Source organism: Mesorhizobium sp. M0768, assembly GCF_040320195.1.
GTDB lineage: Bacteria > Pseudomonadota > Alphaproteobacteria > Rhizobiales > Rhizobiaceae > Mesorhizobium.
Genome location: NZ_JAMYPD010000001.1, coordinates 463544 through 488275, shown reverse-complemented (window position 1 = coordinate 488275; position 24732 = coordinate 463544). Strand labels below are relative to the sequence as shown.

General features: G+C 63.4%; 19 protein-coding genes. 9 read left to right on the top strand and 10 right to left on the bottom strand.

The genetic code is table 11. The features are described 5' to 3' along the window. Positions 1-77: 77 nt before the first annotated feature. The 5 genes from NKI08_RS02305 to NKI08_RS02285 form a co-directional block, all read right to left on the bottom strand. Complete coding sequence (locus NKI08_RS02305) at positions 78-2552, bottom strand: GcvT family protein (protein ID WP_352766943.1); 2475 nt, start codon at positions 2550-2552, stop codon at positions 78-80. Then, positions 2549-3730 carry a pyridoxal phosphate-dependent aminotransferase gene (locus NKI08_RS02300; protein WP_352766941.1) on the bottom strand — a complete coding sequence of 394 codons (1182 nt, stop codon included), beginning with the start codon at positions 3728-3730 and terminating at the stop codon, positions 2549-2551. Before NKI08_RS02300 ends, NKI08_RS02305 begins: the two co-directional genes overlap by 4 nt. Next, complete coding sequence (locus NKI08_RS02295; RefSeq protein WP_352766939.1) at positions 3730-4629, bottom strand: homocysteine S-methyltransferase family protein; 900 nt, start codon at positions 4627-4629, stop codon at positions 3730-3732. The genes NKI08_RS02300 and NKI08_RS02295 overlap by 1 nt, the downstream gene beginning before the upstream one ends. Further along, positions 4626-7079 (bottom strand): GcvT family protein, encoded by a 2454-nt coding sequence (locus tag NKI08_RS02290; protein WP_352766937.1) that lies wholly within the window; start codon positions 7077-7079, stop codon positions 4626-4628. Before NKI08_RS02290 ends, NKI08_RS02295 begins: the two co-directional genes overlap by 4 nt. A gap of 76 nt (positions 7080-7155) precedes the next feature. Next, a complete protein-coding gene (locus NKI08_RS02285; protein WP_352766935.1) occupies positions 7156-7749 on the bottom strand; it encodes a helix-turn-helix domain-containing protein in 594 nt (197 codons plus the stop codon). Between the two features lie 270 nt (positions 7750-8019). Here NKI08_RS02285 and NKI08_RS02280 point away from each other — a divergent pair, with 270 nt between their 5' ends. After that, positions 8020-8718, top strand: coding sequence for a nitroreductase (locus tag NKI08_RS02280; RefSeq protein WP_352766933.1), 699 nt, complete (start codon positions 8020-8022; stop codon positions 8716-8718). A 19-nt stretch (positions 8719-8737) separates the two neighbouring features. On the opposite strand, the gene NKI08_RS02275 is transcribed toward NKI08_RS02280, so the two are convergent. From NKI08_RS02275 to NKI08_RS02260, 4 genes are all read right to left on the bottom strand, one after another. After that, positions 8738-9325 carry a sarcosine oxidase subunit gamma gene (locus NKI08_RS02275; protein WP_352766931.1) on the bottom strand — a complete coding sequence of 196 codons (588 nt, stop codon included), beginning with the start codon at positions 9323-9325 and terminating at the stop codon, positions 8738-8740. Next, positions 9318-12314 (bottom strand): sarcosine oxidase subunit alpha, encoded by a 2997-nt coding sequence (locus NKI08_RS02270; protein WP_352766929.1) that lies wholly within the window; start codon positions 12312-12314, stop codon positions 9318-9320. The genes NKI08_RS02275 and NKI08_RS02270 overlap by 8 nt, the downstream gene beginning before the upstream one ends. Further along, entirely contained in the window at positions 12311-12607 is a 297-nt protein-coding gene (locus tag NKI08_RS02265) for a sarcosine oxidase subunit delta (protein WP_023676536.1), read from the bottom strand. Before NKI08_RS02265 ends, NKI08_RS02270 begins: the two co-directional genes overlap by 4 nt. Positions 12608-12677: 70 nt before the next feature. After that, positions 12678-13937, bottom strand: coding sequence for a sarcosine oxidase subunit beta (locus NKI08_RS02260; protein ID WP_352500964.1), 1260 nt, complete (start codon positions 13935-13937; stop codon positions 12678-12680). A 253-nt stretch (positions 13938-14190) separates the two neighbouring features. On the opposite strand from NKI08_RS02260, the gene NKI08_RS02255 reads away from it, so the two are divergent. The 8 genes from NKI08_RS02255 (at position 14191) to NKI08_RS02220 (ending at position 24541) form a co-directional block, all read left to right on the top strand. Continuing rightward, complete coding sequence (locus NKI08_RS02255) at positions 14191-16680, top strand: mechanosensitive ion channel family protein (protein WP_352766927.1); 2490 nt, start codon at positions 14191-14193, stop codon at positions 16678-16680. A gap of 156 nt (positions 16681-16836) precedes the next feature. Then, positions 16837-17100: a hypothetical protein gene (locus NKI08_RS02250; protein WP_352452117.1), complete on the top strand. Its 264-nt coding sequence runs from the start codon at positions 16837-16839 to the stop codon at positions 17098-17100. A 268-nt stretch (positions 17101-17368) separates the two neighbouring features. Continuing rightward, entirely contained in the window at positions 17369-19930 is a 2562-nt protein-coding gene (locus NKI08_RS02245; RefSeq protein WP_352766925.1) for a GcvT family protein, read from the top strand. A 7-nt stretch (positions 19931-19937) separates the two neighbouring features. Next, positions 19938-20900 carry a site-2 protease family protein gene (locus NKI08_RS02240; RefSeq protein ID WP_352766923.1) on the top strand — a complete coding sequence of 321 codons (963 nt, stop codon included), beginning with the start codon at positions 19938-19940 and terminating at the stop codon, positions 20898-20900. A 100-nt stretch (positions 20901-21000) separates the two neighbouring features. After that, complete coding sequence (locus tag NKI08_RS02235; RefSeq protein ID WP_352766921.1) at positions 21001-21849, top strand: DUF1194 domain-containing protein; 849 nt, start codon at positions 21001-21003, stop codon at positions 21847-21849. Between the two features lie 114 nt (positions 21850-21963). Next, positions 21964-22914 carry an ABC transporter substrate-binding protein gene (locus NKI08_RS02230; RefSeq protein WP_352766919.1) on the top strand — a complete coding sequence of 317 codons (951 nt, stop codon included), beginning with the start codon at positions 21964-21966 and terminating at the stop codon, positions 22912-22914. Positions 22915-22985: 71 nt separating this feature from the next. Further along, positions 22986-23762 (top strand): ABC transporter permease, encoded by a 777-nt coding sequence (locus NKI08_RS02225; RefSeq protein WP_352539653.1) that lies wholly within the window; start codon positions 22986-22988, stop codon positions 23760-23762. Beyond that, on the top strand, positions 23759-24541 hold the full coding sequence (locus tag NKI08_RS02220) for an ABC transporter ATP-binding protein (RefSeq protein ID WP_352500960.1): 783 nt from the start codon (positions 23759-23761) through the stop codon (positions 24539-24541). The genes NKI08_RS02225 and NKI08_RS02220 overlap by 4 nt, the downstream gene beginning before the upstream one ends. A gap of 10 nt (positions 24542-24551) precedes the next feature. Here the strand turns inward: NKI08_RS02220 and NKI08_RS02215 are convergent, their stop codons facing one another. Beyond that, positions 24552-24725, bottom strand: coding sequence for a type II toxin -antitoxin system TacA 1-like antitoxin (locus tag NKI08_RS02215; protein ID WP_352470283.1), 174 nt, complete (start codon positions 24723-24725; stop codon positions 24552-24554). Positions 24726-24732 lie beyond the last annotated feature (7 nt).

Genomic DNA, 24732 nt, shown 5'->3' with positions numbered 1-24732 from the left:
AACACCCTCATCCGACACCCCTCATCCGACCGAGCTTCGCTCGGCCACCTTCTCCCACAAGGGCAGAAGGACAAGGGTTACATCCGCACCCGTTCCGATTTTGGATCGTACATCGGCTTGAGCGAGGCCTCGGCGGCAAAGCGCTCGCCGGCGATCTCGATCTCGTAGGACGACGACAGGACATCCGCCTCGCTCTCGCCCTGGCACGGCACGTAACCAAGCCCGATCGCGCCGCCGAGATGATGGCCGTAATTGCCCGAGGTGATCGGACCGACGATCTTGCCGTCGCGCAGGATCGCCTCATTGTGGAAGAGCAGCGGCTCGGTGTCGTTCAGGCGGAACTGCACCAGCCGGCGTGACAGGCCGGTTTCTTTCTTCTTCAGCACCGCATCGCGGCCGAGGAAGTCTCCCTTGGTGGTCTTCACCGCGAAACCCAGCCCGGCCTCCAGCACATTGTCCTCGTCGGTGATGTCGTGGCCGAAATGCCTGAACGCCTTTTCGATGCGGCAGGAATCCAGTGTGTGCAGGCCGCATAGCTTCAGGCCGACGTCGGCGCCGGCTTCTTCTATCGCCTCGAAGACGTGGGCGGCCTGATCGGTCGAGACATAAAGCTCCCAGCCGAGCTCGCCGACATAGGTGACGCGGTGGGCGCGGGCCAGGCCCATGCCGATTTCGATCTCCTGAAACGTGCCGAACGGATTGTTGTTATTGGAGAAATCATTCGGGCTGACCTTTTGGATCAGCTTCCTCGAATCCGGGCCCATCAGGCAAAGCACGGCTTCGGTCGCCGTCACATCGGTGATGACGACGAACTCGTCGGCAAGGTGTTTTCTCAGCCAAGCCAGGTCGCGTTGCAGCGTCGCACCGGGCACGACGAGCAAGAAGGCGGTTTCGGACAATCGCGAGACGGTGAGGTCGCTCTCGATGCCGCCGCGCTGGTTGAGCATCTGGGTGTAGACGATCTTGCCCGGCGTCACGTCCATGTCGTTGGCGCAGAGCCTTTGCAGGAAGGCGCAGGCGTCGCGGCCCTCGACGCGGATCTTGCCGAACGAGGTCATGTCGAACAGGCCGACGCCGTTTCGGACCGCCAGATGCTCCTCGCGCTGGTTGTCGAACCAGTTCTGCCGCTTCCAGGAATAGCGGTATTCGCGCTCCTGGCCGGGCCTAGCGAACCAGTTGGCGCGCTCCCAGCCGGCGACCTCGCCGAACACGGCGCCGCGCGCCTTCAGATGTTCGTGCAGCGGCGAACGGCGGACGTTTCGCGAGGTTGCCATCTGCCGGTACGGAAAATGATCGGCATAGAGCAGGCCGAGCGTTTCGGACACGCGCTCCTTGAGATAGCGGCGGTTCTTCTGGAACGGCTGGGCGCGGCGGATGTCGACCTCCCAGAGGTCGAAGGGCGCCTCGCCGTCATTGATCCATTGCGCCAGCGCCATGCCGGCGCCGCCGGAGGAGACGATGCCGATCGAATTGTAGCCGGTCGCCATCCAGTAGCCGGAAAGCTCCGGCGCCTCGCCGAGATAATAGCGATCGTCGGGGGTAAAACTCTCGGGGCCGTTGAAGAAGGTGTGGATGCCGGCGGTGGCCAGCATCGGCATGCGGTTGACGCCCATTTCCAGGATCGGCTCGAAATGGTCCATGTCCTGCGGCAACTGGTCGAAGCAGAAATCCTCACTTATGCCGTTCATGCCCCAAGGCTTGGCCACCGGCTCGAAAGCGCCGAGCATCATCTTGCCGGCATCTTCCTTGTAGTAGGCGCACTCGTCCGGCACGCGCAGCACCGGCAAGCGGGAAAGCCCGGGGATCGGTTCCGTGACGAGATAGAAATGTTCGCAGGCGTGCAACGGGATGGTGACGCCGTTCCGGGCGCCAAGTTCGCGTGCCCACATGCCGGCGCAGTTGACGACGATATCGGCCTCGATCAGGCCTTGCTCGTCGCCCTGCGCCCAGGAAACGCCGGTGACGCGGCCGGCCCTGGTATGCACCTTGGTCACCTTGACGTTCTCGACGATCGTCGCCCCGCGCTGGCGCGCGCCCTTGGCCAACGCCATGGCGATATTGGCCGGGTCGCACTGACCGTCGAGCGGCAGATGCACGGCGCCGACCACATCGGAAACATTGAGATGCGGGTACATCTGCTTGACTTCGTTGGGCGAAATCTCGCGCACGTCGACATCGAAGGCGCGGGCGAGAGATGCCTGCCGATAGATCTCGTGCTTGCGCTCCTCGGTCAACGCCACCGTGATCGAGCCGACCTGGCGCATGCCGGTGCCGACATCGGTCTCGGCCTCCAGCTTGACGTAGAGGTCGGCCGAGTACTTCGCCAGCCGCGTCATGTTCTGCGAGCCGCGCAGCTGGCCGATCAGGCCGGCGGCGTGCCATGTCGTGCCCGACGTCAGCTGCTTGCGCTCGAGCAGCACGATATCGGTCCAGCCGAGCTTGGCCAGATGATAGGCGACCGAGCAGCCGGAGACGCCGCCACCGATGATGACCGCCCTCGCTTTGGGAGGAATGACCTTGGTCGGAATGGTTTTGGTGGGCGAGGCGTTCATGCGGCCTCGCGACCATAGCTGGAGGCAAAGCGGCGCAGGCGCGTGGCAGCCTCCATCAGTACCGGCTCAGGCTGGCAGAGGCTGAAGCGGATGTGGCCGGCGGCGGCCTCGCCGAAGCTCGAGCCGGGCATAACGCCGACATTTTCCTGGTCGAGGAAGGCCCAGGCGAATTTTTCGTCGTCCGGCTCGATCGCCGATATGTCGAGCATGACGTACATGCCGCCTTCGGAGCCGCGCACGGTGATGTTGTTCATGCCGCGCATGGCATCGAGGACGACGGTGCGCCTCGCGGCGTAGCGCTCGGCGATTTCCTTGACGCCGTAGCCATTTTCGAGCGCCTCGGCGCAGGCGAGGCTGATGAAGGCCGGCAGGCCGTAGGTCATCACCAGATTGAGGTCGGTCAACAGCGAGACCATTGATTCCGGCCCGGTCAGCCAGCCCATGCGCCAGCCGGTCATGCCGTGGCTCTTGGACATCGAATTGATGACCAGCGTGCGTTCCGCCATGCAGGGCAGCGAGCGTGGTGAGACGTGCTCGCCGCCGCCCAGCGTCCAGTAGACCTCGTCCGACAGCAGCCAGAGGTCATGTTCGCGGCAGATCTGCGCCAGCTCTTCCAGGCGCTCGCGCGAATAGACGGCGCCCGTGGGATTGTTCGGCGTGTTGATCAGGATGGCGCGGGTGTTCGGCCGAAGGGCGGCGCGGATGTCGGCGGCGCGCGGCTGAAAGCAATCCTCGGCGGGGGTCTCGACGACGCTGAACTCGGCGCCCGCCGCACTGAAGGTGTTGGGATAGGTGGCGTAATAGGGCGCGACGACGATGGCATGGTCGCCCTGGTCGAGAACCGCTTGAATGGCCGCGTAAAGCGCGGCCTGCCCGCCCGGAGTGGCGATGACCTGGTTGGGGCTGGTCGCAACCCCGGTGCACCGCGTCGAGGCCGCCGCCATCGCCTTGCGCAGGCGTGGAACGCCGGCAAGCGGCGTGTAGTGGTGATTGCTGGCGCGAACCGCCGTCACGCAGGCTTCGATCGTCTCGCTCGGCGTGTCGAAATCATGGTCGCCGACCGACAGCATGATAATGTCCTCGCCGGCCTGCTTGCGCGCCCAGGCAGCGGAATGAACCTCCCAGCCATCCTTGCCCGAAGGCACGATGCCGGAAATGCGCGAAGATGGCTTGGGCATTATGCTGCTCCCGAAATTTCATAACCGGCCTGTTCGAGCCGGTCGCGCAGCGCGGCGATGTGGGCCGGTCCGACTTCGCAGCAGCCGCCGACAATGCCGGCGCCGGCCTCGACCCAATCGACCGCCTGGCCGGCATAGGCATCCGGATCGAGGTCGTGGCGGGCGTGCAGCACTTCCACCGTACCGCCATGCTTGAGCGCCTCAATCGAGGTGAAGCCGTTGGCATAAGCGCCGACCGGACCGCCGAGAGCGATCAGTTCGGGCAGCGCTGCAGCGATCGCTTCGGGCCGGCAGCAATTGATCAGCCGGGCCGCGACGGGCAGGCCGGCAAGAGCGCCCGCCGCCGCCGCAATGGCTTCGCCGCTGCGCAGGCGCGGCGTGCCGTGGTCGGCAAGCGTCCACGACACCCATACGGGCTTGCCGCTTTCCGACGCCGCGGTGACGGCGGCGCGCGCCTCTTCGGCCGACGCCATGGTTTCGCACAGAAACAGATCGACGCCGTCCGCCTGCTCGGCAACGATACGGCGATAGATGTCGAGCGTATCCTGGAAGGATATCGTCAGCGCCGGCGCATAGCTGCCGAACAGCGGCGACAGGCAGCCGGCAATCGCCGCGTCGCCGGCCTGGTCGCGGGCTTGCCTTGCCAGTTCGATGCCGCGCTTCTGCAGCGGCTTGAACAGCTCTTCCGCGCCTTCGCGTGCCAGCCGCTCCGGCGTGGCTGAATAGGTGTTGATGGTGATGACGCGGGCGCCGGCGCGGATGAATTCCGCATGCAGGTCGCGCACCAGATCCGGTTCGTCGATCAGCACCCTGGCCGACCACAGCGGCGTCGGCTCGGAACTGCTGCGGCGGACCAGCTCCTGGCCCATGCCGCCATCGGTAAGGATAACAGTCTTCATGCTCTGAGCCTCTCGTTCTTTGGATCCCATAACGGCTCATCCTTCTGCACGACCGCCCGAAAACGTTCGCCGAAGATCTCGACCTCGACAGCGGTTCCCGGCTCGGTGAGGTCGGCGCGCAGCACGCCGAGCGCGATCGACTTGTCGATGCGATGACCCCAGCCGCCGGACGTCGTCTCGCCGACGATCCCGCCGTCATGCCAAAGCGTCGACATGGTGGGCGCGTCGCAATCGCCGGGGTTTTCGACGACCAGCGTGACGAAGCGCTTCTTGATGCCCTGCTGCTTCTCGTTCTGCAGCGCCGCCTTGCCGCGGAAGTCGGGCTTATCCCATCTGACGAATCGCTCCAGCCCGCCCTGCAGGATCGAGTAGTCGGTCGACAGGTCGCCCTTCCAGGTACGGTAGCCTTTTTCGAGCCGTAGCGAATCCAGCGCGTACATGCCGAACGGTTTCAAGCCGTGCTTCTGGCCGGCCGCCCAGACGGCGTCGAAGATGGCTGCGGTATCGTCGACCTTGCTGTGGATTTCCCAGCCGAGCTCGCCGGCGAAGGACACGCGCACCAGCTTTGCCCAACGTCCGGCGATACTGGTTTCCTGATGCGTCAGCCAGGGCAGGGTGAGGTCGGCCGCGCAGAGTTCGGCGAGGATTTTTCGCGAGTTGGGGCCGGCGAGGATCTGGGTGGAGTATTCCTCTGTCCGGTCGACCAGCTTGAATGTGGCGTCCTTCGGGATGCGCGATTTCAGCCATTCGAAATCATGCCACTGAGCCACAGCGGCGGTGATCAGTGTCATCAGGTTCTCGTCGTGGCGGACCACCGACATTTCGGTGACGATGCGGCCCTTGTCGTCGGCAAAATAGACGAGGCCGATGCGGCCGGGTTTCGGCACCAGGCCTGTCACCTGGAGGCTCAGCCATTCGGCGGCACCCGGACCGTCGAGATTGAAACGGGAAAACCCCGGCAGGTCCAGAATGCCGGCGGCATCGCGCACGGCGAGGCATTCCTCGCGCACACGATGCTGCCACGGCCCGTCGCGGCGGAAAGTCAGCGTGGATTCTTCGGAGATGTCGTCGCCTGGCTTCGCATACCAGGTGGCGCGTTCCCAGCCATTATAGGCGTCGAACCGGGCGCCGAGTGCCTTGATGCGGTCGTGGAGCGGCGACAGCTTGCGGTCGCGCCCGGCCGGCCAGGCATGGCGCGGGAACTGGATGGCATATTCGTTGCCGTAGATCTCCATGCCCTTGGCCACGCAATAATCCGGGGCCGAGGCAAAGGCGGTGAAACGGCGCGGATCGCACGACCACATGTCCCATTCGGTCTGGCCCTCGGTCACCCATTCGGCCAGCACCTTGCCGGCGCCGCCGCCCTGGGCGATGCCGAAGGTAAAGACGCAGGCCTCGAAGGCGTTGGGCACGCCGGGCATCGGGCCGATCAGCGGGTTGCCGTCCGGCGCATAGGGGATCGGCCCGTTGATGACCTTGGAAAGGCCGGCGGTGCCGAGGATCGGCACGCGGGCGACAGCATCGGCCAGGTAATGTTCCAGCCGGTCGAGATCGTCGGGAAACAGCTGGAACGAAAAGTCGTCGGGCATCGGGTCGTTGTGGCCGACCCAGTGGGCGCGGCAATTGCGCTCATAGGGGCCGAGATTCATGCCGTTCTTTTCCTGGCGCAGATAATAGGACGTATCGACGTCGCGCAGCAGCGGCAGCTTCTTGCCCTGTTCCTTCGACCACGCCGCCAGTTCGGGGATTTCCTCGAACAGGATATATTGATGGCTCATCACCATCATTGGCACCTCGCGGCCGAACATCCTGCCGACTTCGGCGGCGCGGTAGCCGGCGGCGTTGACGACGATCTCGCAGCGGATCTCGCCTTGCGCCGTCTCGACCACCCACTCGTGATTGTCTCGGCTCACGCCGGTTACCGGACAGAAGCGGATGATCTTCGCGCCCATGTCGCGCGCGCCCTTGGCCAGTGCCTGGGTCAGCTGCGCGGGATCGATATCGCCATCATTCGGATCGTAGAGCGCGCCTTTCAGCTCATGCGTCTCGATGAAGGGGTAACGGCGCTTGATCTCGTCGAGCCCGACCACGTCGATATCCATGCCCTGGTAACGGCCCATGCCCTTGGCGCGCTGGAATTCCTGCATGCGCTCCGCGCTATGGGCTAGCCTGAGCGAGCCGGTGACGTGGTAGTTCATGGGATAGCCGACCTCGTCGGCCAGCCGGCGATAGAGCTCGGTCGAATATCGCTGCATGTTCATCAGCGACCATGACGAGGAGAAAGTCGGCACGTTGCCGGCGGCATGCCAGGTCGAGCCGGAAGTCAGCTCGTTCTTCTCCAGAAGCACGCAGTCGGTCCAGCCCGCCTTGGCGAGATGGTAGAGCGAGGAGGCGCCGATGGCACCGCCTCCGATGATCACAACGCGTGCCGTGGTCGGCAAACCGGCCATGTTCTTCTCCGACTATTTGTTTTGATGCATGTCGTTGTCCCAAAACCGCCACGCACTTTGGGCGACATGCATTCGTTCAATAGACAGGCGGCGAAACCACCCAGATGACGACAGCCGGCTCGGCTCCAGGATTGCGCCAGCGGAACGGCTTGCCGTCGAAGCGGAAGGAGTCGCCTTCGCCAAGCCGGTGCCAGACGCCGGCAATTTCGATGTCGAAACTGCCCGAAGCGACGTAGCCGGCTTCCTCGGTCGGCCGGCGCGCCTCGGCCTTCATCTCGGCACCCGGAGCGAAGACCGAACGCAGCATCTCGAAGCTACCGCCGAGATCGGGCGACAGAAGCTCCTCCACCAGGCCGGAATCGCTTGTGCCAAGCGTGCGCCGGTTGCCGGCGCGCACGACCACGCCGCGCTCGGTCTCGACAGGCACGTCATGGCTGAAGAACAGGCTGACCGGCACGCCGAACAATTCGGCGAAGGCCCTGAGATCGCCGAGCGACGGGACCGACAGACCGCGCTCGACCTGGCTGACCCAGCCGACGGAACGGCCGAGCTTCAGTGCGATTTCAGCAAGCGTCAAGCCGCGCGCCTTGCGCAACGCGCGAATGTCGCCGGCCAGGAGCCGTTCGCCGCTGTCCTGTTCCGATCTGGCGGCGGTTGAGGGCAAAGCCATCCCTGTCTCGGTGAAAAATTCCCAACAAATTTCATTTGATGGCGGGTTCATGAAAAAATCAAGAGGATTTTCACGAAACCACAAGATTTACTTGCGCCATTTTGACGGTTCGGGCAAAGGCTCGGCGCACGAGCGGCGAGTGGGGCGTCCGGTCGAGGCGGGTAGGCTATCGGGCGTTCAAAAAGACGCGCAAGGATGCTCCATCACTTCTAGTCGGCGCATGATCCTTCCGGAAAATCGGGTTCGGGATCATACGCAAAAGGACGGCCCATGCTGGAAAACAACACCCGGATTGCGGCGGCGATCGTCGATGACGCGATCACCTCGCGGCGGTCGGTACGCGCCTTCTTGCCCGATATGGTCGACGACGAGACCATCCGCGATATTCTCGCCGTTGCCGCGCGCGCGCCCTCAGGCACCAACATGCAGCCCTGGAAAGTCTATGTGACCAAGGGCGAGGTCAAGCAGCGCATCACCGATGCCATCCTCAGCTCGGGCATCCGCGCCGAAAAGGCCGAGTGGGACGAGTACCGCTACTATCCCGACCAGTTCTTCGAACCCTATCTGACGCGACGGCGCGCCAACGGCTTCGGCCTCTACGGCGTGCTCGGCATCGGCCGGCGCGAGGTCGACAGGATGCGTGCGCAGCACGACCGCAACTTCGTCTTCTTCGATGCGCCTGTCGGCATGATCTTCACCGTCGACCGGCGGCTGAACAAGGGGTCGTGGATCGACTACGGCATGTTCCTGCAAAACATCATGGTCGCCGCGCGGGGCAGGGGCCTGCACACCTGTCCGCAAGCTGCCTTCGCGCCCTATCACCGGCAGATCAGGCCGGTGCTCAACATTCCCGACGAGGAGATCGTCGTCTGCGGCATGGCGCTCGGCCATGAGGATACGTCCAAGCCCGAAAATGCCTTCCGCACCGACCGCGCGCCGCTGGAAGAGTGGGTGACGTTCGCGGAGTGACGTGAAGCGCCGTCCGGCTCTACTGCACTTCGTAGCCGACTTCCTCGCTCGCATGGCAGAGCGCTTTCCAGAACGAGCGGGCAAACGAGCGGAACACATAGATGTCGAACTGATCGGCGCCGGTGCGCTGGATCTGCGCGAAGATGTCGTGATGCATGGTCGAGCGGCCGGCGCCGATCGGGAAGGCCGGCAGCGCGAAGTCGATGGCGAAGAATTTCGCCAGCACCCACTCGGCCTTCGGCCCGGCGATACGGATCGCGGTGCGGCCGTGCGAAAGGTCGGTCACCGTACCGATGGCCGAAGTGACGACACTGGCAAAGGCCGGCCCCAATCCCTCGGCTTCATCGACCACAGTGAACTTTCCCGGCGCAAAGCCGAACACCGACCTGGCGCCGTTCGTCACACCGCCACCGGCGCCGTCGGGCAAAGCCAGGCCGGTGACCGCATGGATGCCGGCCATCAACGTCTTCTCCTCGCCGGGCCAGGCGGCGAGCTGCAGGATCGAACCCGGCCTGGTTTCGGAGAGGATGATTTCGACACCATGCTCGAAATTGCCATGCGAGCCCGGATGCAGCACCGGCTCAAGCGGTGATTGGCGTTCAACCATGCATGCGGCTCCCGTCCGGATCGAAGAAATGGTTGGAGACGATCTCGACCGGCCCGAACCGGTTGCGCAGCGGGTCGGAGACATAAGCGCGCGTGCCGCGCCGCGCCTTGCCGCCCTTGACCAGGGCAAGCGCGATATATTTACCGAGCGCCGGCGAATAGCAGCAAGCGGTGATGTGGCCAAGCGAGCCGTGCGGATTGGCTTCGTCAAGCTCCTCGACGATGTGCCCGCCGCCGTTGAGCGGCTGGTTGTCGAGCGAAACAATACCGACGAGTTCCAGGCGGTCCGGCGCGATCAGCCCCTCGCGGTCCATCATCGCCGAGCCGATGAACGGCTTCTTCTTCGACAGCATCCAGTCGAGATGCAGGTCGCGTGCCGTGGTGCGGCCGTCGATCTCGGCACCGGTGACGTGGCCTTTGTCGATGCGCATGGTGCCCAGCGCCTCCAGCCCGTAGGTCACCAGCCCGAACGGCTTGCCGGCTTCGATCAGCGCCTCCCAGACATGGGTGCCGTAGCCGGCGCCGGAATAGACCTCGAAGGCCATTTCGCCGGAGAAGGACAGCCGGCAGATCATCACCGGCACGCCGGCGATTTCGCCGTGGACGATGCCCATGAAGGGCAGGGCGGTATTGTCGACGGCGGTGCCGCTAACGCAAGCAGCCAGTATCTGCCTTGCCTTCGGCCCACCGATGGCGGCACCGGCCCATTGGTCGGTGACCGAGGCGACGTGGACCTTCAGCTCCGGCCAGATCACGTCGAGGAAATACTCCAGATGCTGCATCACCTTGCCGGCATTGGCGGTGGTGGTGGTCATCAGGAAATCCTGCTCGCCGAGGCGCCACGTGGTGCCGTCGTCAAAGGCGAGACCGTCCTCGCGCAGCATCAGCCCGTAGCGCGCCTTGCCGACGGCCAGCGTCGAAAACATGTTGGTGTATACGCGGTCGAGGAATTCCGCCGCGTCGGGGCCTTGCACGGCGATCTTGCCCAGTGTCGAGACATCGACGATGCCGGCGCTCTCGCGCGTGGCTCTCGCTTCGCGCACATAGGCCTGCTCGATCGTCTCGCCGGGATGGCCGTAGATCATCGGCCGATACCACAGGCCGGCCGAATACATGGTGGCGCCGTTGGCGACGTGCCAGTCATGCATCGGCGTCAGCCGCTCGGGCTTCAGATCGCCGAAGCGTTCGGCGGCTAGCGAGCCGATCGACACCGCCGAAAAGGGCGGGCGAAAGCGCGTCGTGCCGACCTCTGGGATCGGCTTGCCGAGCGCCTCGGCCATGATGGCGAGGCCGGGTATGTTGGAGCTCTTGCCCTGGTCGGTTGCCATGCCGAGCGTGGTGTAGCGCTTCAGATGCTCGACCGAGACGAAGCCTTCGCGATGCGCCAGCCGCACGTCATCCGCCGTCACGTCATGCTGGAAGTCGACGAAACTCTTTCCCTTGGCCTTGATCTCGAGCACCGGCGCCGGATCGGGATCGCAAGGTGCTGCCTCGACGGCAGGCAAGGCCGCCGGCGTGGCGGTTGCGCCCGCTGCGGAAAGGCCGGCGGCGCGGCCTTCGGCGATCGCCTCGGCGGTGGAGAAACTGCCGGTGAAGGCGCCGGCGCCGATCCATTGCCGCGTCGTCGGCTTGGGCGGCAGGAACGCTTGCAATGCTTCGTTCCATTCCGCTCTCGCGCCGGCCTGGCTGGCCAGATGAATGGTCGGCGACCATCCGCCCGACATCAGCAGGCAATCGGCGTGGATGCTGCGCGCTTCGCCGGAAAGCGCGCCGTTGACCATGTCGAAGCGCTGCACCTTGAAGCCGGAAAGCGCCTTGCCGCCCTCGGTGGCGATTACCGCGTGGCCAGAAAGGATCTCGGCCTCCGCTTCGCCGGCCAGCTTGCGCATTTCGCTCGAAAGTTCTGGGCGCACGTCGACGATGGCGACGACGACGGCGCCGGCCTTCTTCAGCGCAAGCGCGGAGCGATAGGCGCTGTCATTGTTGGTGAACAGCGCGACCCTGTCGCCCGGCAGCACGCCATATTCATTGGCAAAACGCTCGGCAGCATGCGCCAGCATCACGCCTGGCCGATCGTTGCCCGGAAAGACCAGCGGACGCTCCAGGGAGCCGGTGGCCAGCACCACCGACTTGGCGCGGATCGTCCAATAGCGATGGCGCGGCTCGCCCTTGCCGGCCTTTTCCTTGTGGTCGGTGACACGTTCGAGCGCGGCAAGCGTGTTGCCGTCATAATAACCCCAGACAGTAGTGCGCGGCAAAAGGCGGATATTGTCACGGCCTTCAAGCTGACCGGCGGCGCGCGCTGCCCAGTCGGCGGCCGGCATGCCATCGATCGTCTCGCGCGACCAATTGGCCGAGCCGCCGAAATGCGGCTCGAGCTCGGCCAGGATGACGCGTGCACCCTGATCGGCAGCCGCCCTGGCGGCCATCAGCCCCGCCGGGCCGGAGCCGACCACCAGCACATCGCAAAACGCGTTCATGCGTTCGTAGCGCGCCGTATCGGGAGCCGTGCCTGCCTTGCCCAGGCCGGCGGCACGGCGGATGAAATGCTCACAGAACATCCAGAAGCGAGTGCCCTTCAGCGGACCGATCACCGGTCCCATGAAGGTTTTGTAGTAGAAGCCGGCCGACAAAAGCTTGCCGCCGAGCTGGTTCACGGCACTGACGTCCCAGGCAAGCGAAGGGAAGCGGTTCTGGCTGACTGCGGCCAGCCCGTCATAAATTTCGACCATTGTGGCGGGGATGTTCGGCTCGCGAACCTCGCCCCTCAACACTGTGACCAGCGCGTTCGGTTCCTCGACGCCGGCGGTCAGCACGCCGCGCGGGCGGTGATATTTGAACGAACGCCCAAACAGGGTGACGCCGTTGGCCACCAGCGCCGAAGCCAGCGTGTCGCCGGCATGGCCGGTATAAGGCGCGCCGTCGAAGGTGAAACGGATGGTCCGCAGCCGGTCGATGCGCCCCCCGGCCTCTGTACGGCGCGGGCTCATGGCTTGTCCTCGGCCCGGTGCCGCGCAACCGAGTTGTGGTCGCCGCGCGCGAACGCGGTGCTGGAGATCTCGTGCGTCAGCGTATTGCGCACGACCCTGAGATGGGCGCGGCAGCCGCCGGAATGCTGCCAGATCTCATTGTGGTCGCCGGCCGGGTTAAGCCGGTCGTAGACATAGGCGTTCCAGGCGTCGAGGTTCTGCGAGGCGGGCTGGGGGCGCTGGCGATTGCCGTCGCCCTGATAGGTGAATTCGATCACGTCGCGCGGGCCGCAATAGGGGCAGGTGATGAGCATGGATCTCTTAAACTTCTCGTTTGACCATGATCTTGTCCGAAAACCGGTTTCCACTTTTCGGGATCATGGCCTAATGCAGCCGGGGCGTGGCGCCCTGGCCCTTGTCGTCGATCACCAGGCCACGGTAGAAGCGGTCGAGCGTGAAGGCCGCGTTGAGACCGTGCGGCTCGTCCTTGGCAATGGTCCAGGCAAAGCACCAGCCGGAAGCCGGCGTCGCCTTGAAGCCGCCATAGCACCAGCCGCAGTTGAGATACATGCCCGGCAGCGGACCGGTGGTGATGATTGGCGAGCCGTCCATCGACATGTCGCAGACGCCGCCCCATGAGCGCAGCATGCGGACACGGGCCAGCCCAGGGAACAGCGCCAGCATCTCGCTCATCACCTCATCGACGATAGGCAGGCTGCCGCGTTGGGCGTAGCTGTTGTAGCCGTCGAGATCGCCGCCATAGACAAGCCCGCCCTTGTCAGATTGCGACATATAAAAATGGCCCATGCCGAAGGTCAGGACCGTATCGATGAACGGTTTTAGCGATTCCGTGACGAAGGCCTGCAGCACGTGGCTCTCGATCGGCATCGTCTCGATGCCGGCAAGCCGCATGACCCGCCCGGTGCTGCCGGCAACCGCGACCGCTACCTTTTTTGCGCGGATTTCGCCGCGCGTTGTCGTGACGCCGATGATGCGGTCGCCGTCGCGCAGGAAGCCGGTGACCTCGCAATTTTCGATGATGTCGACGCCGCGGCGATCTGCGCCGCGTGCATAGCCCCAGGCGACGGCGTCGTGGCGGGCGGTGCCGGCGCGCCGCTGCATCAGGCCACCGACGATCGGGAAACGCGCGGTGGCCGAGACGTCGAGCGCCGGCACCAGGCGCGCGATTTCGGCCGTGGTCATCAGTTCGGCGTCAACGCCGAGATGGCGCATGGCGTTTCCGCGCCGGGCATAGTCGTCGAGCTGAGCAGGTGTGTGGGCGAGGTTCAGGCAGCCGCGCTGCGAGAACATGACGTTGTAGTTGAGGTCATGGGCCAGGTTCTCCCACAGCTTCATCGAATGTTCGTAGAAACGCGTGTTGGCCGGCAGGAGATAGTTGGAACGGACCGCCGTGGTGTTGCGGCCGACATTGCCGGAGCCGAGCCAGCCCTTCTCGAGCACCGCGACATTTGTGATGCCGTGCTCCTTGGCGAGATAGTAGGCGGTCGACAGGCCATGGCCGCCGCCGCCGATGACGATCACGTCGTAGGACGCTTTCGGGTCGGGCTTGCGCCAGGCCGGCCTCCAGTCCTTGTTTCCGGTCAGCGCGTTCTTGAGAAGCGAAAAGGCCGAATATTCCGCCATTCTTATTGTCATCCATTTCAGGCTTTACGGCAGAGTATAGAGCAGGCTGCAAACGCAAAGCCAAGATTGCGCCATCGCTTTTCGACTCCCCGACTTCGATTGGATTTGGCCGACTTCGATTGGATTGGCCGACTTCGATTGGCGGGACTTCGAAAAACGAGACGCCTGGGATGACTTGCCCCGTGATATGAGCCTCTTTATCAAGGACGTGCTTCAAAACTGCCGATGCCGCCCGCGAGTCGCCAGAAAAATCATGTTCTTTCGTTTATTCCGCCTGGTCCTGATCGCTGCACTTGTTGTCTCGGCGCCGCCGTCGCTCGTTGCTATGGCGCAGGCACTCGGGCAGGGCGCCGCCGGGTTGATCGCCGACCAGCAGAAGGTCATCCAGAGTCTGACGGCCAAAACCGACGGTCTCGAGAAGAAGATACAGCAGGACGGCCAAGACGATGCCACCCTCGTGGAAATCCGTCTGCAATTGGAGGATCTGTCGCGGGCGGCGCTCACCAGCGCGCTGGCGTTCCGCTCGCGTCTCGGCGATATCAACGATCGGATTGAGATGCTGGGACCTCCGCCGGCCGCGGGCCAGCCGGCCGAGCCAGACATCGTAACCGGTGAACGCCAGGCGCTGGCTTCCGAAAAAGCCGAGATCAACGCCGTTATTGCCAGCGCGCAGAACCTGTCGATCCGCATCAGTGGGCTGATCGAGAAGATCGGCAACATGCGCAGCGAGCTGTTCCGCAATGTGCTTACCAAACGCTACGTGCTGTCCGATGCGCTTAGCCCCGAAGTCTTTTCCGACGCCAACGCTGAGTTTTCCGGCTTCTATAAGGCGGTGTCGTCCTGGCTGAGCTTCGCCTTCAAGTTCAAGTTCCAGGCCATTCTTGCCGCGACTTTGATGGCGCTCGCATTCGCTGCAGTGCTTTTTATCGGCGGTCGACGCCTGTTCGGCCGCGTCTTCGAAGCGGATCCCTCCGTCGAGGACCCCTCCTATCTCAGCCGCCTGTCGGTGGCGTTCTGGTCGACGTTGCTGCCGACGCTGGCGGTCGGCGCCTTCCTTGTCTCGACGATCTTCTTCTTCGATTATTACAACGTTTTACGCGGTGACATCGGCATCTTCCTGAATTCGCTGGTTGCCGTTATCGCGGTGGTGTTCTGCGTCAACCGCCTGACCAACGCAGCGCTCGAGCCCCGACTGCCGAACTGGCGTTTGATCCCGGTCGAAACCGGCCCGGCGCGCTGGCTGGTGCGGCTGACGACCGCCATGGCTGTCGTCATCGGCAGCAACAACTTCCTGTCTGTCGTCAACGACAAGATGGGCTCGCCACTGTCGCTGACCATCGCCAGAAGCTTCATCGCCACCATCATCGTCGGCATCATCCTGATCCTTATGGGCCTGCTGAAGCCGTTCAAGGCCCCCGACGGAAGCTGGCGCCCGTGGCCGGCGTGGCTGCGCTACACCGCCGTCGCCCTAGGCCTATTCACCATCGCATCGGCACTGCTTGGCTATATCGGCCTTGCAATTTTCGTCTCGCTGCAGGTCGTGGTCACCGGCACCATCCTGGTCACCGCCTATATCGGCTTCCTGTCGGCGCGAGCGATCGGCGAGGAAGGCGGTTTCGCCAAAACTTCGATCGGGCGCTGGCTAGCGGCCAATTCAAGCTACGAAGAGACCGCCCTCGACCAGCTCGGGCTTGTCGTCAGCGCCGCCATCAACATCATGATTGTGCTGGTGTTCCTGCCGCTGATCCTGTTGATGTGGGGCTTCCAGCCCGGCGACATCCAGGCCTGGGCCTACAAGCTGGCGACCGGCCTCACCATCGGCTCGGTGACGATCTCGGTCACCGGCATTCTCACCGGCGTCGTCGTCTTCATCATTGGCTATTTCCTGACGCGCTGGTTCCAGGGCTGGCTCGACGGCTCGGTGATGGCGCGCGGCCGGGTTGACACCGGCGTGCGCAATTCGATCCGGCTGGCGGTCGGTTATGCCGGTGTCGCGGTCGCGGCACTGGTCGGCATCTCGGCGGCCGGTATCGACCTCTCCAATCTCGCGCTGGTCGCCGGCGCCTTGTCCCTCGGCATCGGTTTCGGCTTGCAGAATGTCGTCTCGAATTTCGTGTCGGGCCTGATCCTGTTGGCCGAGCGGCCGTTCAAGGTCGGCGACTGGATCGTCGCCGGCGACATCAGCGGCACGGTCAAGAAGATCAGCGTGCGCGCCACCGAGATCGAGACGTTCCAACGGCAATCGGTGATCCTGCCCAATTCAAACCTGATCAACAATGCGGTCGGCAACTGGACGCACCGCAACAAGCTCGGCCGCGTCGACATTAAGGTCGGCGTTGCCTATGGCAGCGACGTCAAGCACGTGCATGGCGTCCTGTTGGAGATCGCACGCAGCCATCCGCTGGTGCTGAAGAACCCGGAACCCTTTGTGCTGTTTTCCAATTTCGGCCCGGCCGCGCTCGAATTCGAGATCCGCGTATTCCTGGCAGACGTTCTTAGTGGCAATATCGTCCAGAACGACATCCGCTTTGCCATCTTCGATGTGTTCGCCGACCAGCATATCGAAATTCCGTCGACACCGCGCGCCGTCGTCGAGACCAAAAAGCACGAGGCGTGGCCGATCGACGACGACAAGATCGAAGTCGAATTCGCCGAGCGGGAACAAGCAAAAGCCCTAGCGGCGGTCGAGGCGAAACGTCTCGCCAAGTCGGGACGCAAGGTGCGGAAGCCCGATCCTGACTAGCTGATTGGAGCTTGCCTTCAAGCCTTCGGAAACCAATTGCGGCATGAATGCGGCATTCAGTTGCCGTTCAGCTTGCATTGCATATAAGCTCACCTGCAAACGGCGAGAATGCCTTGCGAAATGCAACAGAGGCGGTGGCAACACCGATACTGCAAAATGTGGAAGTCTCTCGTCGCCGCCGTCGCTTTTCTGGCCGTGGGCGGCTCGGCCCATGCCGCCAGCGCGGTTAACAAGGACGCCGAGACCCGCACGCTGATCGTGACGGAAGGCGGCGGCAAGACCGAGCTGGCGCTGGCCGCTGGCGAAACCGTGGAATTTTGCCCGAGCGGCTGTTTTGTTACCTTGCCGAATGGCGACCTCGAGGCGCTGACCGGTTCGGAGACGATCGAGATCTCGGGCGGCGTCGCGCGCATCAAGTAAAGTCGACGCCATGATTTTTGAAGGCCGGGCAAACACCCGGCCTTTTATTTGCTTCCGGTAATCGGCGATGAAGGTATGCATTTTTCTTCGAAGCTGCGCAGGACGGGCTCTAGCAGCGTCTTCGTACCGAGCAGGGCGAAGGCGTAGGTCTAACTGCATTCGACGGGCTGGTGGCGCGGGCTTTTTTGGCGATGTCGCAAACAGGCTGCAAGCGCGGCGCCGCGCCGCCCTATAGTCTGCTCGCAATAGCATCTTGGAGTCGCGGGCAATGGCAGGGTTTCCGGAAAAGGCGAAGGTCGTCATCGTCGGGCTGGGCGGCATCGTCGGCGCATCGGTCGCCCATCACCTGATCGAGCGCGGATGGGACGATATTGTCGGCATCGACAAATCGGGCATCCCGACGGATATCGGCTCGACGGCGCATGCCTCCGACTTCTGCTACACGACCAGCCATGATTTCCTGTCGTGCTGGACGACGCTCTATTCCATCGATTTCTACGAAAAGATGGGTCACTACGCGCGCATCGGCGGCCTCGAGGTCGCCCGCGTCGGCGACGGCGCCCGCATGGCGGAGATCAAGCGCAAGATCGCCTCGGCGAAGGCCTTCGGCACACGCGCCCGCCTGATCGATCCCGCCGAGATCAAGGAAAAATTCCCGCTGATCGAAGAACAGATGGTACAGGGCGGCCTGTGGGATCCCGACGCCGGCCTCGTCATCCCGCGCTCGCAGACCGTCGCCGGCAAGCTTGTCGATCAGGCGGAAGCTTCCGGCAAACTCAGGGCGTTTGCCAATACGTCGGCCAGGTCGCTCGTCATCGAGAACGGCCGCATCAAGGGCGTGGTGACCGACCGCGGCACCATCGAGGCCGACTATGTCGTGGTCTGCACCGGCATCTGGGGACCGCTGATCGCGGAAATGGCGGGCGAGGACCTGCCGGTCATGCCGATCGACCATCCGCTTACCTTCTTCGGGCCGTACACCGAGTTCGCCGGCACCGGCAAGGAGATCGGCTGGCCGCTGCTGCGCGACCAGGGCAACTCGGCTTACATGCGCGATACCGGCGACCCCAAGACCGCTGAAGGCGGGCAGATCGAATGGGGTTATTACGAAGAGACCAATCCGCGCCTTTGCCATCCGCGCGATATTCTCGAGAAAAACGAGGCGCGGCTTTCGCCGTCGCAACGCGATCTCGACATGGAGCAGATCCTGGCGCCGCTCGAGCGCGCCATGGAACTGACGCCGATCCTGGGCGAGCTGGGCTACAATGAGAGCCATTCCTTCAACGGCCTATTGCAGGTGACGGCGGACGGCGGCCCCTCGATGGGCGAAAGCCAGAAGGTCAGGGGCCTCTGGTATGCGGTGGCGATTTGGGTCAAGGACGGCCCCGGCATGGGCAAGCTCATCGCCGACTGGATGACGGACGGCCGCACGGCGATCGACCACCACGCCATCGACTATTCGCGTTTCTATCCGCACCAGACGAAAGAACAGTTCATCTGGGATCGCTGCACCGAAACCGCTATGAAGGTCTACAACCCAGCGGTCCATCCACGCGAGCCCTTCTCCAAGGCTCGCAATGTCCGCCGCTCGCCCTTCTGGGAGCGCGAGAAGGAACTCGGCGGCTATTTCATGGAACTCGGCGGCTGGGAGCGCGCCCATGGCTACGCCGCCAACGAGCATCTGCTCGAGAAATACGGCAACCGGGTGCCGGTGCGCCAAAACGAATGGGATAACCGCCACTTCTGGCGCGTCTCGAACGCCGAGCATCTCGCGATGAGCGAGGATTGCGGCATCGTCAACCTGTCGCATTTCGCCATGTACGACGTGGAAGGCCCGGACCATGTCGCGCTGATGGAATGGCTGTGCGCGGCAAAAATCGGCGGTGACGGCAATATCGGCAAGGGCATCTATACCCATTTCCTCGACGAGGAAGGCATGGTGCGCGCCGACCTGACCGTCATCCGCATGGCCGGCCGCTGCCGCGTCATCGACGGCGCCGATGCCGGGCCGCGCGACTTCCAGTACATGCGCCGGACGGCAGAGGACAAAGGCTTCGACGTTAGCGTCACCGATGTGACCGAGAGATATGTGACCGTCGGCATCTGGGGTCCGAACGCGCGGGCGACATTGAGCAAGTGCGTGGAAAACCCCGACGGGCTGACGCCGGAGAATTTTCCCTTTGCCGCGATCAAGCCCGTCAGGATCGCCGGCAAGGACGTGACCGCCTTCCGCATCTCCTATGTCGGCGAGCAAGGCTGGGAACTACATATGCGCTACGAGGACGGTCTGGCTGTCTGGGACGCGCTGCGGTCGACCGGCGTGATGGCCTTTGGCGTCGAGACCTATGCCAACAGCCGCCGCATGGAGAAGAGCCTGCGCCTGCAGAATGCGGACCTGTTGACCGAATACAATCTGCTGGAAGCCGACCTTGCCCGTCCGAAAGTCAAGGAGGCCGATTTCTGCGGCAAGGCAAAGCATCTGGAATATCGCGCCCGGGTGCATCAGCCGGCCATGCTTTGCACGCTTATCATGACGGACAATGCCGATTCCAATGGCGTTCCCCGCTATCCGGTCGGCACGATGCCGGTGATGGACCCGCAAACCGGTGAGACGCTCGTCGACGAGCTCGGCCGCCGCTCCTTCACGACTTCGGTGGCCTATGGTCCGACCCTCGGCAAGAACATCGCGCTCGCCTACCTGCCCTGGGCGTATTGCCAGGAGGGCCGCAAGCTGAGCGTCGAATATTTCGGCGAGAAGTACCCGGTCGAAGTGGCCGCCGTCGGCTACAGGCCGCTCTACGACCCGGAGAACCTCAATCCTCGCAGCTAAGCGTTGCTTGCCTGCCGATTCTCCACACAGGCAAGCCGAGCAGTGCCGGCAGGACCTGAATGCAGAAGCCCGATTCATCGTCGGGCTTTTCGCTTTGTGGAGCGATGATTCTCGCTTACCGTCGCGCTGCGATTGGGGGGTGCCTTTGCGGCGGATCGGCTGGGACAGAAAAAACGATGCGCTTGTGTTTCAGCTGAACCGGAATATCCCGGTTCGCGTCAGCTGGACCTTCGCAATTCCCATTGTGCTGCCCTTCCTGAACGAGTGGGCGAGCCGACCCAAGGATGCGCTGATCCATACCTCTATCTTTGCAGCGCTTCTGTTTGCGTCGATATTTCTGCACGAACTGGCACACGCCTGGATCGGACGCCGACAAGGCGTCGCCACCGACAGGATAGAACTATATCTCTTCGGCGGGCTCACGCGTTTCAAACGCGCCGCAGCGCCATCGCCTGCCTGGGCGCGGATTGCGATAGCGGGTCCCCTGGCGAACGTCGCGCTCGCCGCGTTTTTCGATGCGGCCTATTATCTGGTTTTTGGAGAACTCATCCCAGTTGCGCCCGAAAGGCCATTCGGGTGGCTGCCGTCAAGGTCGGCCGGTCCTCTGGAATGGACGCTTTGGATTGGCGCATTATTGAACGTTTCACTTATCATTCTCAACATCCTGCCCGCCTACGATCTGGATGGCGGCGTGATTGCAAGACATTTGTTCCTGAGACGCTTCGGCGTCCGCCGGGCCGCGCAGATCGTCGGCATGTGCGGCATCGTACTTTCAATTCTGCGTTTTGCGATCATCTTGCCTGCCGCGGTTGCAGGTATTCTGTTGTGGCTTCCGCCGTCATTCAAGCCGAACTGGAGGGCAGCGCGCGGAGTCGGTGCTAGAAAACCGAAGCCGGACCCATTCTCCGAGACGGATGTCGAGAAGGCCGTGGAGTGGCGGGGACGGGGCGGGCACCGCATCTACAAATGAAATTCGCTTTCCGGCGGTTCGCAAGAATGTGACCGGATGAGCCCGGCTCTTCACCGGGCTTTTCTCTTTGTCGATCGGCGATTTTCGCTTACCGTGCGGCATGTCTGGTTTTGCCCGTGCAAGACATCTCGTCTCGGGTGCCGCCGCGCTGGCGTCGGTGCTATGGCTGACTGCAAACTCCCGCGCCGCCGAGCCGGTCGACGTCGAACTGGTGCTGGCAGTCGACGTTTCGCTGTCCATGTCGCCGGACGAGCTCGAAATCCAGCGTCATGGCTACGCGGCGGCGCTGACGCATAACGATGTCCTGCAGGCAATCGGCGAAGGCGCTCATGGCAAGATTGCCGTCACCTATGTCGAATGGGCTGGCGCGACCTGGCAGCAGGTCGTGGTGCCGTGGACGGTGATCGCCAATCGTGCCGACGCCGAGCGGCTGGCAGCGCAGCTTTCCGCTCATCCGCCGGCCAGTGCCAGGCGCACCTCGATCTCCGGCGCGCTGGAATTCGCCAGCGATCTCTTTGCTGAAAGCGGCTTCCAGGGCGTCAAGCGGGTGATCGACATTTCGGGTGACGGCCCCAACAACCAGGGCGCACCTGTCGATATCACCCGCGACGCTGTGATCAAGCAAGGCATCACCATCAACGGCCTGCCGCTGATGACCAGGGGCGGGTTCAGCAGCGCTTACGATGTCAACAATCTCGACCGCTACTACAGCGACTGCGTCATCGGCGGGCCGGGCTCCTTCATGATCCCGGTCAATGACTGGACGCAGTTTCCGGCGGCCATCCGCCGCAAGCTGGTGCTGGAGCTTGCCGGTCCGGCCTCGCCGCAGCGAGCGGCGGAAGGGGCGGCGCATCCGCCATTGGTGCTGGCACAGGACATCCCCGTCACCGACTGCCTGGTTGGCGAAAAAATGTGGCGCGACCGCAGCTGGATGTACAACAGCCGCTGATGGCGGAGTTTGCTGTCGATGGTGACATACCGCAGTGCAGCATCTGCTTCATTGACAAGCCTGAGGGCGTCTGTGACACAATTCCGCATCCGAACACATAAAAGGGGAACCGACATGAACAGGATCGGAATTCTTGCCGCAAGCTTGACGCTTGCCATCGGATTGTCCGCGCCGGCGATGGCCGCCACATCGGTCAGCATCGGCATCAGTGGATGGACCGGCTTTGCGCCGCTGACGCTCGCCAAGCAGGCCGGCATCTTCGAAAAGCACGGCCTCGACGTCACCTTGAAGAAGGTGCCGCAAGCCAGCCGGCCGCTCGCCATCGCCAGCGGCGACCTGCAATGCGCCGCCACCACGGTCGAGACCTGGCTGGTCTGGAACGCCAATGGCGTGACGACCAAGCAGATATTCCAGCTCGACAAATCCTACGGCGCCGACGGCATCGTCGCCCGCAACGACATAAAGACCGTCGCCGATCTCAAAGGTAAGTCGGTTGCGTCTTCGGCGCCAGGCACCTCGCCCTATTTCATGCTGGCCTGGGTGCTCAACAAGAACGGCATGTCGACCAAGGACGTGACGGTCGTCAACCTGGAGCCGGATGCGGCGGCGCAGGCGTTTCTCGCCGGCCAGAACGATGCGGCGGTCACTTATGAGCCGTTCATCTCGGCGGTGCGCGAAAAGTCCGACCAGGGCCATATCCTTGTCACCACTCTCGACTATCCGATGGTGCTCGATACGGTCGGCTGCACGCCGGAGTTCCTCAAGGCCAATCCGGATGCGGGCAAGGCGCTTGCCGACAGCTATTTCGAGGCACTCGACCTGATCAAGAGCGATCCGGCGAAATCCTATGAGACGATGGGTGCCGACGTGAAGCAGTCGGCCAAGGAATTCGAAGAGTCGGCCAAATACCTGAAATGGGCCGACAAGGCTGAAAACAAGCAGTTCTTCACCAAGGAATTCCAGGACTTTTCCAAGACCGCTGGCGAGCTTCTGCTGCAGATGGGTTTGATCAAGGAAGCGCCTGACGTCTCGACGTTGGCCGACACCAGCGCCGTCGCCGACTAACCGCCAGGATTGTCGCCCGGCGGCGGCGCGTGCGCCGCCGCTTTTTCATTCAGATCAGAGGACGGTCGAAGATGCCGCGCCCCTTGCATCCGGTCTCGCCGGGCATTCGAACCGTGCTCGGCATTTCGTTCTTCGTGCTGTTCGTGGCGTTCTGGGCATGGATCACGCTTGGCGGCCACGTCAATCGCATTTTCCTTGCCGATCCGCTGTCGATGGTGAGAGACGGCTGGCGGCTGCTGGTCGAGGACCGCTTCTGGCTCGACATCCTTATCACCATCTGGCGCGTCTTCGGCGGGTTCCTGATGGCGGCCATCGTTGCCGTGCCGCTCGGCATCTTGATGGGTGCCTGGAAGCCCGTGGAGGCGTTCCTGGAGCCGTTCGTCTCCTTCGCCCGCTATCTGCCGGCATCGGCCTTCATCCCGCTGCTCATCCTGTGGGCGGGCGTTGGCGAGCTCGAAAAACTGCTGGTGATCTTCGTCGGCTCGGTGTTCCAGATCATCCTGATCATCGCGGTCAAGGTCGGCGGCACACGGCGCGACCTGGTCGAGGCGGCCTACACGCTTGGCTCGTCCGACAACGGCATCGTGCGGCGCGTGATCATGCCGGCCAATGCGCCGGAGATTGCCGAGACCCTGCGGCTGGTGCTCGGCTGGGCCTGGACCTATGTCATCGTCGCCGAGCTGATCGGCTCGTCGTCGGGCATCGGCTACATGATCATCAACAGCCAGTCGCGGCTGGCGACAGGGCAGATCATCTTCGGCATCATCGTCATCGGCCTGATCGGGCTGTTGTCCGATTTCGCCTTCAAGGCGCTCAACCGTTGGCTGTTTCCATGGAGCCTGGCGTGAGCAAGCTGCTCATCGAAGGCGTCTCGCGCACCTTCGCCGGTGTCGGCGGTGGGCAGCCGGTCAAGGCGCTGATGCCGATCGATCTGGCGGTCGCCGCCAACGACTTCATCACCATCCTGGGGCCATCCGGCTGTGGAAAGTCGACACTGCTCAGGATCGTCGCCGGCCTCGAAGCGCCGAGTGGGGGACGTGTTCTGCTCGACGGCAGGGTGGTGGACCGGCCCGGTCCAGACCGCGGCATGGTTTTCCAGTCCTATACGCTGTTTCCGTGGCTGACGGTCGCCGAGAACATCGCCTTCGGCCTGCGCGAACGTGGAATGGCCGAGCACGAGCGCAGCGAGATCGTCGCTTCTTACGTCGATCTCGTCGGGCTGAGAGGTTTTGAAAACCATTGGCCGAAGCAGCTTTCCGGCGGCATGCAGCAGCGCACCGCGATTGCCCGGGCACTGGCCAACGATCCGGAGATCCTGCTGCTCGACGAGCCGTTCGGCGCGCTTGACAACCAGACCCGCGGGCTGATGCAGGAACTGCTTCTCGGCATCTGGGAGCGCCGGCAAAAAACGGTGCTGTTCGTCACCCACGACATCGAGGAGGCGATCTTCATGGCGTCGCGCGTGGTCGTGATGACGGCACGGCCGGGCCGCATCAAATCGGACGTTGCCGTCGACCTGCCGCATCCGCGCCACTACACGCTGAAGACCAGCCCGGAATTTTCGGCGCTGAAAGCGCGGCTGACGGAAGACATCCGCGTCGAGGCTATGCGCACGGCGCAGGTATAGTCGCCGCAACCTACACTCGACCGCGACCGGAAAAGATGCTCGGTTCGCTCAACAGGCGCTTTAGGCGTGGAAGGTCGCGCGTAGGGGCGTCCATTGCCGCCATGAACGCGGCCCATTTTTCTGCATCGAGGCGGAAGCTGTGCGGGTCGGCCGGTTTTTCGGATAGGCTCGAACTCGTGGTCATGCGACAT

Bases quoted from the DNA above. Each gene is read 5' to 3' on its own strand.
- NKI08_RS02275 (WP_352766931.1), bottom strand. From the start codon at position 9,325: ATGGTTGAACGCCAATCACCGCTTGAGCCGGTGCTGCATCCGGGCTCG.
- NKI08_RS02250 (WP_352452117.1), top strand. From the start codon at position 16,837: ATGTGGAAGTCTCTCGTCGCCGCCGTCGCTTTTCTGGCCGTGGGCGGC.
- NKI08_RS02230 (WP_352766919.1), top strand. From the start codon at position 21,964: ATGAACAGGATCGGAATTCTTGCCGCAAGCTTGACGCTTGCCATCGGA.
- NKI08_RS02215 (WP_352470283.1), bottom strand. From the start codon at position 24,725: ATGACCACGAGTTCGAGCCTATCCGAAAAACCGGCCGACCCGCACAGC.
- NKI08_RS02265 (WP_023676536.1), bottom strand. From the start codon at position 12,607: ATGCTCATCACCTGCCCCTATTGCGGCCCGCGCGACGTGATCGAATTC.
- NKI08_RS02300 (WP_352766941.1), bottom strand. From the start codon at position 3,730: ATGCCCAAGCCATCTTCGCGCATTTCCGGCATCGTGCCTTCGGGCAAG.
- NKI08_RS02255 (WP_352766927.1), top strand. From the start codon at position 14,191: ATGTTCTTTCGTTTATTCCGCCTGGTCCTGATCGCTGCACTTGTTGTC.
- NKI08_RS02290 (WP_352766937.1), bottom strand. From the start codon at position 7,079: ATGGCCGGTTTGCCGACCACGGCACGCGTTGTGATCATCGGAGGCGGT.
- NKI08_RS02285 (WP_352766935.1), bottom strand. From the start codon at position 7,749: ATGGCTTTGCCCTCAACCGCCGCCAGATCGGAACAGGACAGCGGCGAA.
- NKI08_RS02245 (WP_352766925.1), top strand. From the start codon at position 17,369: ATGGCAGGGTTTCCGGAAAAGGCGAAGGTCGTCATCGTCGGGCTGGGC.
- NKI08_RS02295 (WP_352766939.1), bottom strand. From the start codon at position 4,629: ATGAAGACTGTTATCCTTACCGATGGCGGCATGGGCCAGGAGCTGGTC.
- NKI08_RS02225 (WP_352539653.1), top strand. From the start codon at position 22,986: ATGCCGCGCCCCTTGCATCCGGTCTCGCCGGGCATTCGAACCGTGCTC.
- NKI08_RS02270 (WP_352766929.1), bottom strand. From the start codon at position 12,314: ATGAGCCCGCGCCGTACAGAGGCCGGGGGGCGCATCGACCGGCTGCGG.
- NKI08_RS02260 (WP_352500964.1), bottom strand. From the start codon at position 13,937: ATGGCGGAATATTCGGCCTTTTCGCTTCTCAAGAACGCGCTGACCGGA.
- NKI08_RS02235 (WP_352766921.1), top strand. From the start codon at position 21,001: ATGTCTGGTTTTGCCCGTGCAAGACATCTCGTCTCGGGTGCCGCCGCG.
- NKI08_RS02280 (WP_352766933.1), top strand. From the start codon at position 8,020: ATGCTGGAAAACAACACCCGGATTGCGGCGGCGATCGTCGATGACGCG.
- NKI08_RS02305 (WP_352766943.1), bottom strand. From the start codon at position 2,552: ATGAACGCCTCGCCCACCAAAACCATTCCGACCAAGGTCATTCCTCCC.